Raw genomic sequence first — 20,075 nt, forward strand, 5'->3', positions numbered from 1 at the left:
TTTTTAAGATCAGTTTTCGAGAACACGAAAATGTCTTTCAATCTATGTTTCAGTTATTGATTAACTAAATAGTAAGTCGTAAACTTCCATTGCAATTAAATCAATATCATCGAAAGGAAATTTAGTATGGTTACTTAAATCTTCTAACGTATATGCTTTCATATCTGGATCATATTCAACGATTCCCTTTTCAACACCTTCACGTTCGAAGTGTCTTGTTTGGATTTCGCCGTTATCTTCTTTTTGCATAGCCTCTAAGCGACTAATGATTGCTACTAACTGAGAATTTTTCATAGTTGTTCCCCTTTCAATATCATAGTTAATAATACCAAATTTTCTATACATTTACACCTGATTAAGCAGATTATAATCGTTTCTTAACTTGTTTTTATGCTAAACTGTTAGTTATTAGACTTGGAGGCATAAAAATGAGCTTATTTAGAAAAGATTTGAACGATCAAGTATTTAAAATAGAGGTCTCAGATATTCGTCAATTTGATGATGAAGTGAGCCAAATTCCTGATATGATTAAATTAACAATGGGTGAACCAGATTTTAATACACCCGATCATGTTAAAGCAGCTGCCATCGAAGCCATTCATGAAAATTACTCACATTATATGGGTATGGCTGGTGATATTGAGTTACGTGAAGCTGCCAGTGAATTTTTTAATGAAAAATATGACGTTACTTATGATGCACAATCTGAAATTCTAGTTACAGTTGGTGCAACTGAAGCCATCGCAACTGCCTTACAGACTATCTTCAACCCCGGCGATGCCGTTCTTGTCCCAACGCCACTCTACCCTGGCTATATGCCACTGATTACTTTAAATCGGGTTAAACCAATTTTTATCAACACACGTGATAATAACTTTAGATTAACACCTGAGATGATTAATCAAGCTGTTAAAGATAATCCAAATGAAAATATTAAAGGTATTATCCTAATTAATCCAAGTAATCCAACTGGTATTTCTTGGACCGAAGATGAAGTTATTGCGATAACTGATGAAATTAGAAAGCAAAAATTATGGGCAATTAGTGATGAAATTTATAGTGAATTAACTTATGATCATGAACATGTCTCAATTGCAAAATATATCCGTGACCAAACTGTCCTAATTAATGGTTTATCAAAATCGCATGCCATGACTGGCTGGCGCATTGGATTCTTGCTTGCTCCCAAAGCGATGACTGATGAATTAAAAAAAGTTCATCAATACTTAGTAACCTCTGCAACAAGTGTTTCTCAACGTGCTGGAATTGCTGCCTTACGTGACGGTAAAGACGATGGTCGCATAATGAATGTTGAATATAAAAAACGCCGTGATTTCGTTATGGCTGAAATGAAAAAAATGCATTTTGAAATGGCACAACCTAGTGGCGCTTTTTATATTTTCGCAAAAATTCCTGCAGGATATAACCAAGATTCTATGGCATTCTGTAAAGAACTAGCTTTTAATAATAAACTTGCCTTAATTCCAGGAACTGCTTTTGGTGATTCTGGTCAAGGTTACGTTCGCTTAAGTTACGCTTCTAGTATGGAGAATTTAGTGCTTGGGATGGAACGTTTGAATGACTACATGACACAAAATAAATAAAAATACGGCGTTATTTCTTTATACTTACTTTTTGTAAGCATATATTTAGGCTAATTATATTTCCTCTGATATTATATTCAAATAAATAAAGGAGGAATTCAAATGGTACAAGCAATTACAGATGAAAATTTCAAAACAGTTACAGATTCAGGTATAACATTGACGGATTTTTGGGCAACATGGTGTGGCCCTTGCAAAATGCAATCACCAGCAATTGAGGAATTAGAACAAGAAATAGGTGACAAGGTTAAATTTGCTAAAATGGATGTTGACCAAAATCCTAAAACAGCTGACGATTTTGGTATCATGGGAATTCCCACATTAATGATTAAAAAAGATGGCGAAGTTGTTGATACACTCGTCGGTTATCATTCAAAAGAGCAAGTTAAAGACGCTTTATCACAATATATTTAACGATTTTGAAAAGCTAACTAATAAAAGCATTGTCATTTGACAGTGCTTTTTTGTCGTTATTTTGAATAGTAATAAACTGATTAGCGATTTTAGTATTGCTTAAAGAAACACGTTCTTCTCCTTATAAAACACAAAAAAAACCATTGCCAATAATAGAAAATCTATCATCAGCAATGGTTACTATCATATTTCATTTATTTAATCTTCAATTCCAACTTCTTCTACCTTATCTGGTTTAACAACTAAAGCAAACATTCCCGCAAATAGTCCAACATAGTAAGTTAAAATACGCCATAACAACATGGCTAAAATCAATTTACTGTGACTGGTCATGAAACTAGAAAAGACAATCGCGAAGCTATATTCTGCACCACCAGTTCCCCCCGGAATTGGGAAAAGTGAAATTACCATGACAATAAGCACATGAAGTGCTGTAATCATAATCACATTCACTGATGTGTATCCCAATGACAACATAATAAAGTATGGAATTAAATAGTAAAACGCGAGTTGGAAGAATGTTAATACAAAAACGTGAAAAATCATTTTCTTTTCATTCTTCATACGTAAACTCTCTTTATGGAAGTTTTCAATTTTTGAATAAATACTTGTATTCCAGCGATCAAAACGATCCCCTTTAACGAATAACTTAACAACTAGCATACAAACATACACTAATTTTTTAGTGAATCCATACCAATACATGATCATTAACAAAGCAGTAATCACAGCTAAATGAATCACAAATCCAAAAATCACGAATACCATTAGATAATTAACTTTATCTTGAATGTATTGAAACCCAATTAGTAAACAAACAATAAAATTAATAACAATCATTGCCTGGTAAACGACAAATTTCATTAATAAAATGGAACTTGCACGACCAGCGTCCACACCTGACTGAGCCATCGCAAACAATTGTGCAGGTTGTCCACCTGTTGAAAAAGGTGTGATTCCATTAAATAATTGTTCAATCAGTGGAATACGAATTGCATTCTTAAATGTAAATTTTTTATGTTGCCCTATCATGAACCGTTGAACAACAAATGCTTCAATGACAAAGTACATACAGATACAAAATACTGCTACTAATAACCACCATATATTAATATTAACTAAAGCTTTAACGAGCGACTGAATTGATACATTTTTTAAAGAATAAGCGAATATCCCCATCCCAATTATAACCATTAACGTCAATAAACCTATGTTTTTTCGAGTCATCTTTTAGCCCTCTTTGCTCTGGTCCAAGTAAAATTGATGCCAAATTTCAGCCAATCTATCCTCAGAATAGTATGCTGATGCCTGATCTGCTTTGTCATGCAAAACTGATAACGCATTGGGATCTTCTTTTAATTTTCTCAATTTAATTTGCATACCATTAACATCTGTCGCGGCATCATAATAGCCCTCAATAACCGCTTTATAAAGATCTAAATCGCGCAATAATACAGGTGTCCCACAACTAAATGCTTCTAATACTGACATTGGAAACAATTCATTGAAAGATGGCAGTAAGAAAAGGTTAGCAATATTGTAATAATTTACTAGAGCTTCTCGATCAATAATCCCAGTAAACGTTAAATTACTAGGCGGATTATCAACTACTTTTTTTAATTCAGCATAACCGTCAGTTAACTTACCAAATGAAAAGCCACCGGCCCAAATAAATTGGATATCAGGATTTTGCTTAGCTAACTTAATAAAATCGGGCACACCTTTTCTTTCTTGAACTTGACCATCACCAAAAACAACAAATTTATCGGCTGGAATACCTAACGCATCTCTAAAAGCTTGTTTTTCTTCCACGGTTTTTTCATAAAAAACTTTTTTTGAAACAAAATTAGGAATATACGTGACGCGTTCTTTTGGAATCTTAAACGCTTCAAGTTTTGGAATAAAACTTGGATTAACCACGACAATATGATCCATTCGTTTATAAAAAGCAATTACATACCAATAAAAAATGGCTTTAAAAGGTTGTGGAATTTTAACACTTCCCTCAAGTGTTTCTGGTAAAAAATGGACATAGCCAATTTTTTTACCTCTACCTGGCATAAAAGTCGAAAGGTAATAAGGAAAATTGATGGTATGGTAATGACTAATATCTGAGCGACTATATTTATTCACACTAATTTTGAATTCAGTTGGAAAGCGTTCTTTGAGCAACTTCATCATTTCGGTATATGCGCTACCGACCCCTTGTCCTTTAACCGAATTGGCCGCAGAAAACATGTTAATTAATAGCATGGTTGAAACTCCTTTGAAAATAAATTCGTTTATAGATGACTGATTTCGTCATCCTCTTCTTCTATTTCAACATAATGAATTTGAGCATCTTGGTAAAATTCAGCAACTTTTGATCCAAATGTTGCCGCTGAAATTTCTTTTAACTTTTCTAATCTTGGCTCTGGATCAACTTCTTCATGACATCTATTTAAGTAATCAATAATATCAGTCACCATTTCAGTTTCAGATGAAAAAGTTTTACCAACTTCTGGTTTTTCCATTAACTCGTCAGTATATTTACCCGTTTTAGCAATAACCGGTGTTCCAGCAGCTAAAGCTTCGATAAACGTCAATCCTTGAGATTCTGTTACTGATGCAGACACAAATAAATCTGCTAACTGATAAAAATGGAATACCTCATCATTATCAACTTCACCAATAAATCTGACGTTGTCCTTTAAATTTAAACTTTCTGTTTGCTCTTCAAGGGTTTCACGTGCCGGACCATCCCCTACAATCAAGAGTAAAACATTCGGTACTTTTTTAATTATCGCTGGCATACCATCAATAATTTCTTGTGTATTCTTTTCAAATGCCAATCGACTTAACGCAAGCATGACTGGTTGATCTTCAGAAATGTCTAATTTAGAACGATAATCTTCTGTTTCAATTTGTTCAAATTGAGAAATGTCTACCCCTGTAGGGATAACTCGTATTTCTGATTTCACACCATACTTCTGTAGCAACGTCTGAACGCGTGTACTTGGTGCGATAATCCCGCTCATATGGAATGCAAATGTTTTTGTCATTTGCTTAACATGGTATGGTTTCAATAACTTACCATTGGCAATGTAATGTAAATAATCTTCATACATTGTATGATAGGTATGTAAACAAGGAACTTTTAAATTTCTTGCAACAAATTTACCAATCCAGCCCATAGAAAATTCAGTCTGTGTATGAATAACGTCTAAATTTAGTTCTTTTGCCACTTGGTAAGCTTGAAATAAGCCTCTAACAGCAATTCTTCTATCTGTAAAAGAAACAAATGGAATACTAGAGAATCTAAAAATATTACGTTCATATACTGTCTTATCAACATGTGGGTCAGTCGTCGTAAAGATATAGACGGTATGTCCCTCTTTTTCGAGCTCGTTTCTTAGTGTTTTTATTGAAGTCGCCACACCGCTCACTTGTGGAAAATATGTATCTGTAAAAATTCCAATATTCACGATAAGGTCCCCTTGTCTATTCTAATATAATAGTTTTAATTATATTGGTTTCTCACCCGTTATGCAATAAAAGTAGACTATTCTCATCTATTCCCAATTAAACACAAAAAAACTGATAATCGAAATTACCAGTTTTTTTGTGTTTAATTTATTTCATGTAAGATTCAACTAATGCAATAACTTCTTCATTAGTTTCACAGTCAGAAACAGCTTTATCAGCTAATTCCTTCATTTTTGTTGTATCTAATTTTTTCATTAAACTACGTGTTTTAAGAATTGACGAAGCACTCATTGAGAATTCATCAAGTCCCATTCCAGCTAAAATAGGTACGGCAATTTGATCGCCGGCCATTTCGCCACACATACCTGCCCACTTACCTTCTTTATGAGCCGAATCAATTACCATTTTAATCAAACGTAAAATTGATGGGTTATAAGGTTGGTAAAGGTATGACACTTGTTCATTACCTCGATCAGCAGCCATTGAATATTGAATTAAATCATTTGTACCAATACTAAAGAAATCAGCATACTTAGCCAAATGATCACCGTTCATAACAGCAGCAGGAATTTCCATCATCATACCGACTTCAAGTTTATCTGCTACTGGTACACCAGCGTCAATTAACTTAGTACGTTCTTCAGTATAGATAGCTTTTGCTGATTTAAATTCATCAACAGTTGCAATCATAGGGAACATAATTGCTAATTGTCCATAATGAGAAGCTCTAAGTAGAGCACGAAGTTGTGTTCTGAAAATATCTTGACGATCCAAACTAATACGGATTGCGCGATATCCTAAGAACGGATTCATTTCCTCTGGTAATGGCAAGTAAGGTAATTCCTTATCGCCTCCAATATCCATTGTTCTTACAACTACTTGTTTACCATTCATACCTTCAACTGCAGCTTTATAAGCTTTAAATTGATCATCTTCTGAAGGTAATTCACTAGCATCCATGTATAAGAATTCTGAACGGAATAAACCAACTGCTTCAGCACCATTATCTACTGCACCCTCAACATCCTTAGGTGTACCGATATTAGCAGCTAAATCAAAATGTACGCCATCAGCAGTAACTGTTTTAGCGTCTTTTAGTTCTTCCCATTCAGCTTTTTGATCAGAAAAAGCTTTTGCTTTTGCTTCATATGTTGAAATTTCTTCAGCAGTAGGATTGATAATTCCGTCACCATTGATACCATCAACAATAACCATATCACCTTCTGAGATTGCAGTCGTTGGATCACCAGCGCCTACAACAGCAGGAATTTCAAGCGTACGAGACATAATAGCAGAATGAGAAGTACGTCCACCAACATCAGTAATAAATCCTTTAACAAATTTACGATTTAATTGGGCTGTATCCGATGGTGTTAAATCATGTGCAACGACCACAACTTCTTGATCGATAAGAGCAGGATTAGGAATTGTAACTCCTAATAAATGACTCATTACACGTTTCGTAACATCACGAATATCGCCTGCACGTTCTTGCATATAAGCATTATCAGTCATATCTTCAAACATTGAAATGAACATATCTGTGACATCCTTCAATGCTGCTTCAGCGTTGACCTTATCATTTTTGATTTTATCGCCAATGTTGCCCATAAGTTCAGGATCTGAAAGGATTGTCAAATGAGCTTCAAAAACCTCGGCTTCTTCTGCGCCGAGGTTTTCTGCAGCTTTTTGTTTGATTAGTTTCAAATCTTCACTTGATGCTGCAACAGCAGCATCAAGGCGTTTGATTTCTGACTCTGGATCTTCAATGCTTACTTGCGAGAATGACAAATCGGGTTGAACTAACATATATGCTTTAGCAATGGCAATACCATCACTAGCAGCAATCCCTTTTAGCATTTTCGACATTATTCAGCAAGTCCTTCTTTCGTCATTGTTTCTGTAATAGCTGCGATTGCATCTGTTTCGTCAGCGCCATCAGCAGTGATTGTTACATCAGCATTTTGACCAACGCCTAATGACATAACGCCCATGATTGATTTCAAGTTTACTGATTTTTCTCCGTAAACCAAAGCAACGTCAGCAGTAAATTTGCTTGCTGCTTGTACCAATAATGTAGCTGGACGCGCGTGGATACCTGTTTCTGCGATTACGTGAAAGTCTTTCTTTTCCATAATTAATTATCTCCTTGATGTTCTATATTTTTTTATTTTAGAAAAATGCATAACCCACTAACAAAAGCAAAGAACACGTTTTCATTAATAAATTAAACACATTAGTCTTTAGAGACAAATAATACCATTATTTAAAAAATGATACAAGTCTTTAGTTTTTCAAACTAACATATTTGTAAATAATTTGACCTTCTCTTTGCGCATTACCAACGATTGCCTTACGTAATTTTTCTTTTTGCCAAACAAGTTGAAACGCCATAAATTCATCTGGGTTGATTGTTATTGTCTCTATTTCACCAGCAATCAATGCATCAATTTTTGCTTTATAATCTTCGCTCATTTTCAAACCTCTTTTCACTAAAATCTACTATACTAAATTCATTATAGATTAGCCTCCATAAAATGTAAAAAAGGAGTTCTAATTGCTTGCAGAATTTTTCCATATTTTGTATACTATTCATCGAAGGTCAAAGATGGTCAACATGTTTTTGATCTTAGATAAACTAAACTATACGAACGAAATATGAAAGGTTGTGACACATATGATCTGTCAAAATTGTCAAATCAATCCAGCGACAATACACTTATCAACTAACTTAAATGGTCAACATCAAGAATACGATTTATGTCAAAATTGTTATCGATTACTAAAAGATGAACAAGAGCGTTTAAGTAATGGTCAAATCCGTAATAATCAACAAGATCCATTTAGCTTTGGTAACCTTGATGATTTATTTAATGCGATTGCACCAAATAGTCAAAATAATAGTTCACAAAGAAAAGAGCAGACACCTCCTACCCAAGCTGGTAGAAATGGTGGCGCTAATAAAAATAATGGTAAGGATACAATCCTTGGTCAATTCGGTCTTAATTTAACCGATGAGGCACGGGCAGGAAATATTGACCCGGTCATTGGTCGCGATCAAGAAATTAATCAAATCATTGAAATTTTGAATCGTCGGACAAAAAATAATCCTGTTCTAATCGGCGAAGCTGGTGTTGGTAAAACAGCAGTCGTTGAAGGATTAGCTCAAAAAATTGTTGATTCAGCTGTTCCTCAAAAACTTTTAAACAAACAAGTTATTCGATTAGATGTTGTTTCATTAGTTCAAGGAACGGGTATTCGTGGTCAGTTCGAAGAACGAATGCAACAATTAATGAAGGAACTTAAAAATGATAAGTCTATCATTCTATTCATTGATGAAATTCATGAAATTGTAGGCGCTGGTAATGCTGAAGGTGGTATGGATGCCGGTAACGTTCTAAAACCAGCTCTTGCTCGAGGCGAATTACAACTCGTTGGCGCAACAACTCTAAATGAATATCGTCAAATCGAAAAAGATGCTGCGCTTGCACGTCGTTTACAGCCTATCCAAGTTGATGAACCTAGTGTCGAAGAGTCAATCGTCATTTTAAAAGGTATTCAAAAGAAATACGAAGCTTACCATCATGTTCATTATAGTGATGAAGCAATTGAAGCTGCTGCTTCTCTCTCTGACCGTTACATTCAAGATCGTTTTTTACCAGATAAAGCCATCGATTTACTTGATGAATCTGGGTCAAAAATGAATTTAACCATTAAAGCTATTGATCCCAAATTAGTTGCAGAAAAAATTAAAAACGCTGAAACTCAAAAACAAGCTGCACTAACCGACGAAGATTATGAAAAAGCAGCCTACTATCGCGATCAAGTCGCAAAATTCAAAGAATTACAAGATAGTAATACTGATTCTGATGAATTACCAATTGTAACCGAAAAAGAAATGGAACAAATTATTGAAGAAAAAACAGGGATTCCTGTAGGCGAACTAAAGGAAAAAGAGCAACAACAATTGAAAAATTTAGCCACTTCCCTTCAAGCTAATGTCATTGGCCAAGATGACGCCATTGATAAAGTGGCCCGCGCCATCCGCCGTAACCGGATTGGATTCAATAAATCTGGGCGTCCTATCGGATCATTCTTGTTTGTTGGACCAACTGGAATTGGTAAAACAGAACTTGCTAAACAATTATCAAAAGAATTATTTGGAACAAAAGAATCAATGATTCGTTTCGATATGAGTGAGTACATGGAGAACCATTCAGTTTCTAAATTGATTGGTTCCCCTCCTGGCTATGTTGGTTATGAAGAAGCTGGTCAATTAACTGAACAAGTTCGTCGTAATCCATACAGTTTAATCTTGTTAGATGAAGTTGAAAAAGCACATCCTGATGTTATGCATATGTTCTTGCAGATTCTTGAAGATGGCCGTTTAACAGATTCACAAGGTCGCGTGGTAAGTTTCAAAGATACGATTATCATTATGACATCTAACGCTGGTAGTGCTGATGCTGAAGCAAATGTTGGCTTTGGTGCAACGTCAACTGGTGCAACCCATGCCATCATTGATAAACTATCAAATTACTTCCGTCCTGAATTTTTAAACCGTTTTGATGACATCGTTGAATTTAACTCATTAAGTAAAGAAAACTTAGTTTCAATCGTAAGTATCATGCTTGATGACGTTAATAAAGTTCTTAAAAATCAAAACTTAGAACTTCACGTTACAAATCGGGTTGAAGAAAAATTAGTTGATTTAGGCTACAATCCCGCAATGGGTGCTCGTCCACTAAGACGTGTTATCCAGGAACAGATTGAAGATCAAATAGCTGACTTCTACCTTGATAATCCTGATGTAACAAAATTAGCTGCAAAAATTGAAAAAGATGAAATTAAGATATCAGCCGATACAACTACTGATGTTAAAGATTCCGACTCTAACGTTGAAAAGTAAAGGCTAAACTAAAGATGCAGACTCAGATAATTTTTTCTGAGTCTGCATCTTTTTTTATTTTATTCATTCTTTTAAATAAATAAACGATATTTCAAACACTTTTCCCCAATAATTAATCTTTTTAGGTTATAATTATGATATTAGATTATGAATGGAGCTGATTAAAATCGCCTTAAGAGATTTCTTCCGGAATATGTTGTCTGTTTTTACAAAAAATGACCAACCTACTTCCACTTCCGATATACAATTTGTATTCAATTCTGAATCAACAAAAAAATATAAGGCACCAAAACAAAAGAAACATGAAGTCATTGAAGAAAAAACTTTTCTACCAACATCTGTTTCAGATGCCACAATGATTGTTTACTATAAAGACCAAAATAATAATAATCTATCTCGTCCGCAAATTATCAGTGGCACTATAGGTAGCGATTTAAGACTTCAATTTGAACCAATCAATGATTATAATCTAGTTGGCATTTCGGGATTCACAAGTACTTTTGTAACCAACTATGGTGCTATTATTTTAAGCTATGAAAAGAAACATGGCGCTGCCGTTTGGATTTATAATCAAGATATTGATGGTGGCTACTTAATCGGCTCACCCACTTTACTACGTGGCCATTTGAATGACCCTTTCACTTATGACCCTGTCAATATTCCAGGGTTCAATTTATTGCGTGCCTCAAAAACTAGTTATGGTACTTTCACAAATGAACAACAAACCATCTACTATTATTATCGCAACATCAATTGGAAAACCGTCGATCAAATTGACGCATACATCCAGATTACAAAACGCGTACGTCCTTATGACTTACCCGAGGGTAACTCCTATCCCGCCTTCTTACCTGCTGGCGTTATTTTACAAGTATTTGAAAAAATCGAAACGAATTTGGGAACTATTTGGTACAGCATAGGTGGCAATCAATGGTTAGAAAGTACTTCTAATGTAAAAATGATTATTCAACCCAAATATGCTTTATTACCCGACAATGACACCAATGAATTTACTAAAAAAATAATCAATCACTCTGCTTCAATTGATTACATTCCTAATAAATCTGTAACTATTTACACTAAACCTTATGGTAAAAAATTACGAGTTTTAGCTGACAATACACAAGTTACTTTAATCAGTCAGTTATCATCAAGTAATGATGTTTGGTTTGAATTAAAAGATGGTGGTTTTATTGATGAAACTTACATCAAAATGCCTTACTCATTAAATTAATAAGCACTCAAAAAAGAGGTATACCAATTGGTATACCTCTTTTCGTTTATAGTTTTGATGTTAATGTAACGTTTGGATATTTGTCAGCAAACCAGCGTTCTGCGAATGCATTTTCAAACAAGAACAACGGTAAGTCTTGTCGATCTTTAACAAGTAAGTTACGTGAACTTGACATCTTTTCATCCAATTGTTCTGGATCAATCCAGCGAGCTGTTTTAGAACCCATTGGTGTCATGATAACTTCTGAATTATATTCATTTAACATTCTGAATTGGAAGACTTCAAATTGAAGTTGACCAACGGCACCCAGAATATAGTCACCCGTGTTGTAACTTCTATATAATTGAACAGCACCTTCTTGAACCAACTGTTGAATACCCTTATGGAATGATTTTTGTTTCATTACATTTTTAGCATTAACGCTCATGAATAATTCAGGCGTAAATTGAGGTAATTTTTCAAAGGTAATTGGTTTCTTCATGTTACTGATTGTATCGCCAATTTGGAAATTACCAGTATCATATAATCCAATAATATCGCCAGCTACAGCTGATTCTAAAACTTCACGAGAATCTGCCATAAATTGGGTTGAATTAGATAAACGCATTTTCTTTTCAGTTCTTGCTAATTTAACATCCATCCCACGTTCAAATTCACCTGAACAAATTCGAATAAACGCAATTCGATCACGATGATTAGGATTCATATTTGCTTGAATTTTGAAAACAAACCCAGAAAAATGTTCATTTGTTGGTTGTATCGTTGTTTCTTCAATCGTTTTATGTTCTTGTGGTGCTGGTGCATAGTTCAAATAAATATCTAAGAACGTTTTTACACCAAAGTTAGTTAATGCTGATCCAAAGAAAACCGGCGTTAAATCCCCTGTTGCGATTTTTGCTTCATCAAAGGTATTACCAGCATCGCCCAATAATTCAATTTCATCTAGCACTTCTTGATAGATACTATCTTCTTTTAAAGGATGGTCGCCTTCAATCTCACCGGCGTCATTTAAATCAACGTAGTCCATGCCTTTATCTTCTTTTTGGTAAAGTTCAATACGATGGTTGTAGATATCGTATAATCCCTTTAAGCCTTTACCCATACCAATTGGCCAGTTCATTGGGTATGATTCAACGCCCAAGACCTCTTCGAGTTCAGCCATTAAATCAAGTGGCTCACGTCCATCACGATCCATCTTATTGATGAATGTGAAAATAGGAATGCCACGCATTTTACAAATTTTAAATAATTTCTTTGTTTGTGGTTCAATTCCTTTTGCAGAATCAATAACCATGACTGCAGAATCTACGGCCATTAATGTTCGGTAGGTATCTTCCGAGAAATCCTCATGCCCAGGTGTATCTAAAATATTAACCCGCTTATCGGCGTAATCAAATTGCATAACTGAACTAGTAACAGAAATACCACGTTTCTTTTCAATTTCCATCCAATCAGATTTTGCAAAAGTACCAGATTTTTTACCCTTAACTGTTCCGGCAGAACGGACAACCCCACCGAATAAAAGTAATTGTTCTGTAATGGTTGTTTTACCAGCATCGGGATGAGAAATAATCGCAAATGTTCGGCGTTTTTTTACTTGAGTCTCTAATTCTTCTGTATTCATTTTTTGTCCTCTCTAAAACATATTACTCATAGTTTATCATAAATGATAATGAACTTCGACGTAAAAAATGATAAGGTCAATGGAACTTATTAGAGTTCTATTGACCTTATCATCCCATATTTTATTCTTTACTCTTTAAAGTATCTTTTAACCGTGTTTCGGGAATCATAACTTTCAATTCCACTAATCGAGAACCGTCCATTTTTTCCGTTTCGAGAAGTATACCATTGTGAAGTGTAATCTGTAGTTGTTCATTATTACCGGGAATTCGACCTAATTCAGTTAAGACGAATCCCGCAATTGTGTCTACGTCTTTAACGTTGATATCACAATTAAATTCATCATTAAAATCGTCAAGTGTCATTCGACCTTGTACGATATATTCATGTGCATTAATTTTTCTCAATGTATCATCAGGGCTATCTGACTCATCGTCGATATCGCCAACAATCTCTTCAATTAAATCTTCAATTGTGGCAAGTCCAACAACACCGCCATATTCATCCAATAAAATAGCTAATTGAGTGTGTGTTTTCTTCATTTCGAATAACAAATCATCAACAGCCATCGTTTCTGGAATAAACATGGGCTCTTGCATAATTTGACGTAAACTAATTCTATCGAACCCTTTTGCTCTAGCAGCTTTAAGCAAATTTTTGATATGAACAACGCCAACGACGTTATCTTTATCATCACTATAAACGGGTACACGAGAATAAGGTTGATTTAAAATAGCATCAATATTACGATCATTATCGTTTTGTAAATCAATCATAAAAGCATCAGTTCTAGCGACCATAACTTCACGAGCGAATTTCGTATGTAACGAAATAACGCCTTCCATCATTTCATATTCATCTGAATCAATAGCACCACGCTCTTCACCAGTTTGAATCATATGAACAATTTCTTGTCGACTAATAACCTCAATATTATTTTTATTAAACTTAATTGGTGTTATTTTTTCTAATGCACGGATTGAAATTGATAACAACCAGTTAAATGGTTTGAAAACAATCGCAATAAGTTGAATAGGCCCAGTCGTTGCTCTGGCAATTTTGTCTGGCATCTGTAGTGCCAATTGTTTAGGATATAATTCTCCTAAAACTAATGAAAAATAAGATAAAATCAACGTAACGATAACTACTGCAACATCATGTGCCCACACAGCACTCCCAAACAATGGTTCAACATATTTAGCCAAAGATGTTGCTGCAAAAGCTGAAGACAAGAACCCGGCAAAAGTAATACTAATCTGGATAGTTGATAAAAATGATGTCGAATTATTTAATATACCAAGAATTCTTATTGCACCTTTATCTCCAGCTTTCGCCTCTGCCTCAATTTTATTACGATTTACTGAAACTACTGCTAATTCTGCAGCTGAAAAATAGGCATTCACTAATGTCAAAATGACTAATAATAACAGCTGCAACAGCAGTTCGTGACCAGGGTCTGAACTCATTTACTCATCCGCTCCAATTCATTTGTCTTTATTTTTTAACCTACGGATATTATACACCTATTAACATGCAGAAATCCGATTGCTAATTGCTAGTTGTCTCATCACTAGTTGAGCTCGTTGAACTAGTTGTATCTGATGTTGAACTAGAATATGATCTTGTTGTGTTATCGGTACTAGAAGTATCTGAACTTGTTGTACTATCTGAGCTTGTATCAGCATTAGAGTATGAACTTGCTGTACTTGTACTATCTGAAGTTGTATCGTCATTAGAGTATGAACTTGTTGTGTTGTCTGAAGTAGTATTATCAGAACTTGTATTATCTGTGCCTGTTGTATCTGAAGATGTAGTATCTATACTTTTTCCACTTCCAGCAACGACCTTAAGCGTTTGCCCAGGTCTTAATGTTGTATTTTCCATGTCATTTAATGCAATTAGTTCCTTCACTGTCATATCATGGCTTAACGCAATAGATGACAATGAATCACCATAAACAACAGTTATCGTATCCGTATCAATATTAGAACTTGACGACGAAGACGACGTTGATTTACTTTTTTTAGACACAGATTTTTTCTTTTCAGTTTTCTTCTTTTTTGATTTTGGTTTTGATTTTTCACTAGACTTACTCTTACCATATTTCGATTCAGCTAATTTTTGTTGTTCAGCGTACTCCTTTTTTTGTTGGTCAGATGACCCACGAGTAGCAACCCACTCAACGACGTCATGACCAGCCTTCGTACTAGCTAATATCGTCCCACCACCGATACACACAACTGCAACTATACCAATAATTACTTTCGTTCTTAATTTCATAACTTCCTCCGAGTTAACTCACATTTATTTAGGTACTTTTATTTTTTGTCCTACATGCAAAAGATTTGATGATAATTCATTGATGTCCATCAATTGATCACTGGTTGTATCATTGGCAGTCGCGATACTTGATAAACTATCCCCACTACCTACCTCAAACATCTTCGTACTAATTTTACTGATACTTTCTTTCTTTTCACTACTTTCCTTCTTTTCACTACTTTCTTTTGCTGCTGACTCAGAACTAGCCACCCTTTCAGATGACTCTCTAGCTAGAACGGATTCACTTTCTGCCTTAGCTTTAGCAAGCGACTCATTCTGCCGCTTTTTTTCAGCAGACCGTTTGGCTGACTTGCTTGAAGCAGCTTTAGCTGATTTAGATTTAGAAGATGCCACCACTTTTTTAGAGACATCAGCTCTACTAATTGAGCTTGAAATTGCTATTTTTTTTGATTCACTTACAGACTTCTGACGTTGGGCGATTGAACTCGATTCTTGCTTGTCATTGTTCATTTGAACATACTTGGCAGAAACTGTTCCTATCACTGCTAAAATCAAAATACCAATAACCATCAAAGCTAGTTTACCGTGCTTTTTACCATTTTTCTTTTTTAAAAAATATTTTGTATCGTCAAATGCTTGTCCGTTATAAAAGGCATCTCTACGACGCAACTCAATTGATCGAGGCATATCAGGATCAAAATGCGTTTTTTTATATTGTGTATATAAGGTCTCTACACTAAATGATTTACGTTCTGAATCACGTTGTTTATCGTACTCACTTCGTTTCTCATCAGTCAAACTATCGTACCAAGCAACAAAATCTAAATAACTCATAACGACTTTTTCAGACTCACCGATATCCATCAGTTGACCGTTTTGAATCCAGGCAATTCTGTCTGTTAAGAACTCCATTTGTTGTAAATCTTGACTAGCAAGTACAAAAGTTTTGCCCTCTGTTTGTAGGCTTTTAATTTTATCAACCGTTTTTTGATAAAAAATATCATCTAATGCTGATAGAATACCATCTAAAATAATAATATCAGGTTCAATGAAGAAGGCCATTGCTAACTCAACTCGCGCACGCATATCGGGAGAGTAATCTTCAATTTTACTTTCTTTTAATACCCCTAAGTCAGCAAAATTTAAAACATTATTCAAAGTTTGATCACTATTTTTGTAATCAATCTTAGAATCAGTAATTGCTTCTTGAATATTTTGCACAGCCGTTTTATCGCGTTTTAATTGTGTCTCATATGATACAATCGTCGTGTGACCGGCCATCGTTAGAAAACCCGTTGTTTGTTTGGCTTTACCGGCTAGAATGTCAGATAACGTTGCTTTCCCTGAGCCACCCATGCCAATAATACCAAAAAATTCACCACGATAAATATCAAACGAGATGCCCCTTAAAGCCCAATAAATATCTTTCGAATCTTTATCAATTTTTCGATTTTTTTTACTTGTTATACCTTTTGTAACATACTCTAATCGAATTTTATAATCTTCCATTTTATCACCATTAATCATTCAGTTATTTTAATTCTCAATAATAACATGTATACACTTACGCTTATACAATTCTACCATTAATCACTAAAAATTAACATCTTATCCGATGTTATCAGTATTTATATTTTAAAAAATAAAAAGCATATCCTCCCAAAAGGAGAATATGCTTACTTACCTAAGATAATGTCAGAAACTTTTTGAGAAGCTTTTCCATTATCCCATTCAATAAATTTATTTTGAAAATCTTTAAATTGTTTTTCGTAACCAGGATAATCACCATTTTGCGTATAGACATCCAATTGTTTATAGAAATCTGGTTCTTTTTCTACGATTGGTCCTGGCGCTTCCATCTCAAAGTTGATATAAAAGCCGCGTAGTTCATCCCGATAATGTTCTAAATCATAACAATAAAACATCATTGGTCGATTCAAATTAGCAAAATCAAACATCACTGACGAATAATCCGTAATCATCATATCACTCATTAAATATAATTCAGTAATATTTTCATCTGCCATTATTTTAACACGATCTTCAAATCCTTCGATATTAATACTATTCTTAACTAAATAATGAGGCCGCATAATTAAAATAGTATCGTCTGATACATGTTGAAAGAATGATTCGAATGAAAAAGCCATTTCGAATTTATAAACACCCTGAGTATAAAAGCTATCATCACGCCATGTTGGCGCATAAAGAACCACTTTAGCATCTTCATTACCAAGATACGTTTTCTTTAAAGCTCTAATATCTTTTTCATTATTATCCGCATATAAAATGTCATTCCTTGGGTATCCAATATCCAAGGATTTATTTTTAAAAGCAAATGCACTTTCAAAAATTTGCTTTGAATAATGATTAGGCGCTATTAAATAATCCCAACGTGCTGTTTCCACTTTAAAATTAGCATGGTATAACGCTGTCGTTGTACCTGGCATTGAAACATTTTCAATATCCATTCCTAAATGTTTCAACGGTGTCCCGTGCCATGTTTGTATATATGTAGTCTTCGGATTCTTTTTCCACCAAATAGGTAATCTTGAATTAAAGACCCAAAATTCAGCCCTCGCCATTTTGATAGTCCAAGAAAATCCAAAGCGTTTAATTAAATTAATTTCCGGATATTGTTCTTTTAATTTAGTGTACATGCTTGGTTTAACGCTAAAATATAAAAGCTTCGCATTTTCTTCACCAAGATCTCGTCTAGTCTGCTTGTAAATGGCCATCGGGTTATCGTTAACATCGCGCCCATTAAAGCTTTCAAAGACAACTTGGTGTTTTTTAATTGAAAATTTAATTGTAAAATCATTTAACGTTATTAAAATTTGGCGACCAATCCGCTTAACCACTTTTTGGACTATTTTTTTAATTTCATTCATTATTTTGTTCTCCTTACTACAAAAGATAAAATAATAAAATATTTTACAAGTTCATCCCTAAATCTTTTTTAATTTTTGTTGTTGAAATACCATCTGTTCTTGGTAAGTAAATAACTTCACAGTAATCGCTTAAAAAGTCAAACTTACCTGCCCAATCATCACCCATCACAAATGTATCAATCTGATTATCGACGACGTCACTAATTTTTTGGTCCCATTCAGTTTCTGGAATCACTTCATCTACGTACTTAATTGCTTCTAAAATGAACTTACGATCTTCATATGATGTGTAAGCCTTTTTCCCTTTAATTGCGTTAAATTCATCTGTTGAAATACAAACTGTTAAATGGTCGCCCATTGCTTTAGCGCGTTGTAAAATACGTACATGACCCTTGTGTAATAAATCGAATGTTCCATAAGTAATTATTTTTTTCATGTTTTTGCTCCTCCGTCGTTATCAATAATAATTTATTTTATCATAAACTGTTATGACTGTCTTATTTTTCCTGCAATTGTCTAATATCGTAAAAGTATTTAATAACAACTTTTACAACAGCATATAAGGGAATTCCTAAAATCATTCCTAGAAGCCCAGCAATGTTACCAGCTACTAGTAATAATACAATAATCGTCAATGGATGTATATTTAATGATTTGCCTATAACATTAGGATAGACAAAATTACCATCAATTTGTTGGACAATTAACACAACAATCACGACAAAAATAACCATTTGAGTAGACTGTGTTACCGCAATAATCAGTGCTGGGAAAATACCAATATAGGGTCCAATATAAGGAATAATATTAGCAAGGCCAGCCACAACTCCTAGTAACAAAATATACGGCATACCAATAATTGAATAACCAATAGCGGTAAATACCCCAACGAAAATACATTCAATAGCTTGTCCACCAATGTACGCTGAAATTGTATCACCCATGCGGTCAAGTAACTCAACGAGCTCATCCCCATGTTTTTCTGGAACAAGTTTTTTAAGCGTTGGGACTAGTTTTTGACCATCTTTTAACATATAGAACAACATCACAGGTACTGTCAGTGCAACAACTGTCACACTCGTTACAACCCCAATCATTGATCCTATCGAGTTCGTCAAATTGGTTGCAATTGATTTGAAGTAGGTCCCAATAGAATTTTCAAACTGGTTTAAATAGCTAGTAAAATCAATTTCTTTAAACCAAGCATATTTATTTAAATGATTAAACGTATCTTTTGACGACTCACTAACTGCATTTGCATAATCTGGTAGGTTAACCACCAATTGACTTAGCTGACTGACTACTCTCGGAATCAGGTACCCTATTAAGGCAACTAAAAGAATTGCTAGGAATACAAATAGAATGGCAACTGACAACGTTCGAGAAAATTTGAATTTTTTGATTTTTATTTTCATTAAAAATTTAACGACCGGATTAAATAAATAAAATAAAAACCCAGATATAATAATCGGAATAAATAATGTGGAAATAAACGTTCCTATTGGACTAAAAATAAAACTTATTTTTGTACACATCCAAATTAACGAGGCAACGATTAATAATTCAAGTGACCAAAACATCAATTTAGACTTTTTTAATCTATCAAGCATCGATATGGTTCTCCTTTAATTTATGTATAGTAATTTCATTAT

General features: G+C 34.2%; 18 protein-coding genes. 4 read left to right on the plus strand and 14 right to left on the minus strand.

Annotated features, from left to right (window positions below):
- Positions 1-60: 60 nt before the first annotated feature.
- Positions 61-294, minus strand: a complete 234-nt coding sequence (locus tag AC1RPX_RS04240) for a YkuJ family protein (RefSeq protein ID WP_409022166.1) — start codon at positions 292-294, stop codon at positions 61-63.
- A gap of 134 nt (positions 295-428) precedes the next feature.
- Here AC1RPX_RS04240 and AC1RPX_RS04245 point away from each other — a divergent pair, with 134 nt between their 5' ends.
- Positions 429-1,604, plus strand: a complete 1,176-nt coding sequence (locus tag AC1RPX_RS04245; protein WP_481761497.1) for a pyridoxal phosphate-dependent aminotransferase — start codon at positions 429-431, stop codon at positions 1,602-1,604.
- 102 nt (positions 1,605-1,706) lie between these two features.
- Complete coding sequence (gene trxA, locus AC1RPX_RS04250) at positions 1,707-2,018, plus strand: thioredoxin (protein ID WP_481761498.1); 312 nt, start codon at positions 1,707-1,709, stop codon at positions 2,016-2,018.
- A gap of 198 nt (positions 2,019-2,216) precedes the next feature.
- Here trxA and AC1RPX_RS04255 read toward each other — a convergent pair whose 3' ends face one another.
- From AC1RPX_RS04255 to AC1RPX_RS04280, 6 genes are all read right to left on the minus strand, one after another.
- Positions 2,217-3,245, minus strand: a complete 1,029-nt coding sequence (locus AC1RPX_RS04255; RefSeq protein ID WP_481761499.1) for a lysylphosphatidylglycerol synthase transmembrane domain-containing protein — start codon at positions 3,243-3,245, stop codon at positions 2,217-2,219.
- A 3-nt stretch (positions 3,246-3,248) separates the two neighbouring features.
- Positions 3,249-4,271 (minus strand): glycosyltransferase family 4 protein, encoded by a 1,023-nt coding sequence (locus AC1RPX_RS04260; protein ID WP_481761500.1) that lies wholly within the window; start codon positions 4,269-4,271, stop codon positions 3,249-3,251.
- A 29-nt stretch (positions 4,272-4,300) separates the two neighbouring features.
- Entirely contained in the window at positions 4,301-5,482 is a 1,182-nt protein-coding gene (locus AC1RPX_RS04265) for a glycosyltransferase family 4 protein (protein WP_481761501.1), read from the minus strand.
- A gap of 148 nt (positions 5,483-5,630) precedes the next feature.
- The gene (gene ptsP / locus AC1RPX_RS04270) at positions 5,631-7,352 is read right to left on the minus strand and encodes a phosphoenolpyruvate--protein phosphotransferase (RefSeq protein WP_481761502.1); all 1,722 of its coding nucleotides are present in this window, start codon (positions 7,350-7,352) and stop codon (positions 5,631-5,633) included.
- Complete coding sequence (locus tag AC1RPX_RS04275) at positions 7,352-7,618, minus strand: phosphocarrier protein HPr (RefSeq protein ID WP_409022159.1); 267 nt, start codon at positions 7,616-7,618, stop codon at positions 7,352-7,354. Before AC1RPX_RS04275 ends, ptsP begins: the two co-directional genes overlap by 1 nt.
- A 151-nt stretch (positions 7,619-7,769) precedes the next feature.
- Complete coding sequence (locus AC1RPX_RS04280) at positions 7,770-7,958, minus strand: hypothetical protein (RefSeq protein ID WP_057973672.1); 189 nt, start codon at positions 7,956-7,958, stop codon at positions 7,770-7,772.
- Between the two features lie 202 nt (positions 7,959-8,160).
- Here AC1RPX_RS04280 and AC1RPX_RS04285 point away from each other — a divergent pair, with 202 nt between their 5' ends.
- Complete coding sequence (locus tag AC1RPX_RS04285) at positions 8,161-10,392, plus strand: ATP-dependent Clp protease ATP-binding subunit (protein WP_481761503.1); 2,232 nt, start codon at positions 8,161-8,163, stop codon at positions 10,390-10,392.
- Positions 10,393-10,543: 151 nt separating this feature from the next.
- Positions 10,544-11,626: a MucBP domain-containing protein gene (locus AC1RPX_RS04290; RefSeq protein ID WP_481761504.1), complete on the plus strand. Its 1,083-nt coding sequence runs from the start codon at positions 10,544-10,546 to the stop codon at positions 11,624-11,626.
- Between the two features lie 46 nt (positions 11,627-11,672).
- On the opposite strand, the gene AC1RPX_RS04295 is transcribed toward AC1RPX_RS04290, so the two are convergent.
- The 7 genes from AC1RPX_RS04295 to AC1RPX_RS04325 form a co-directional block, all read right to left on the minus strand.
- Positions 11,673-13,250 (minus strand): peptide chain release factor 3, encoded by a 1,578-nt coding sequence (locus AC1RPX_RS04295; protein ID WP_481761505.1) that lies wholly within the window; start codon positions 13,248-13,250, stop codon positions 11,673-11,675.
- A gap of 121 nt (positions 13,251-13,371) precedes the next feature.
- Positions 13,372-14,715 (minus strand): hemolysin family protein, encoded by a 1,344-nt coding sequence (locus tag AC1RPX_RS04300; RefSeq protein WP_481761506.1) that lies wholly within the window; start codon positions 14,713-14,715, stop codon positions 13,372-13,374.
- An 82-nt stretch (positions 14,716-14,797) separates the two neighbouring features.
- A complete protein-coding gene (locus tag AC1RPX_RS04305; protein WP_481761507.1) occupies positions 14,798-15,529 on the minus strand; it encodes a LysM peptidoglycan-binding domain-containing protein in 732 nt (243 codons plus the stop codon).
- 24 nt (positions 15,530-15,553) lie between these two features.
- Positions 15,554-17,041, minus strand: coding sequence for an ATP-binding cassette domain-containing protein (locus tag AC1RPX_RS04310; protein WP_481762410.1), 1,488 nt, complete (start codon positions 17,039-17,041; stop codon positions 15,554-15,556).
- A 167-nt stretch (positions 17,042-17,208) separates the two neighbouring features.
- Entirely contained in the window at positions 17,209-18,414 is a 1,206-nt protein-coding gene (locus AC1RPX_RS04315) for a CDP-glycerol glycerophosphotransferase family protein (RefSeq protein WP_481761627.1), read from the minus strand.
- Between the two features lie 52 nt (positions 18,415-18,466).
- Positions 18,467-18,859 (minus strand): glycerol-3-phosphate cytidylyltransferase, encoded by a 393-nt coding sequence (gene tagD, locus AC1RPX_RS04320; RefSeq protein WP_481761509.1) that lies wholly within the window; start codon positions 18,857-18,859, stop codon positions 18,467-18,469.
- 61 nt (positions 18,860-18,920) lie between these two features.
- The gene (locus AC1RPX_RS04325; RefSeq protein ID WP_481761510.1) at positions 18,921-20,033 is read right to left on the minus strand and encodes an AI-2E family transporter; all 1,113 of its coding nucleotides are present in this window, start codon (positions 20,031-20,033) and stop codon (positions 18,921-18,923) included.
- Positions 20,034-20,075 lie beyond the last annotated feature (42 nt).

Source organism: Dellaglioa sp. CoH-56-MRSF-14 (assembly GCF_056782115.1).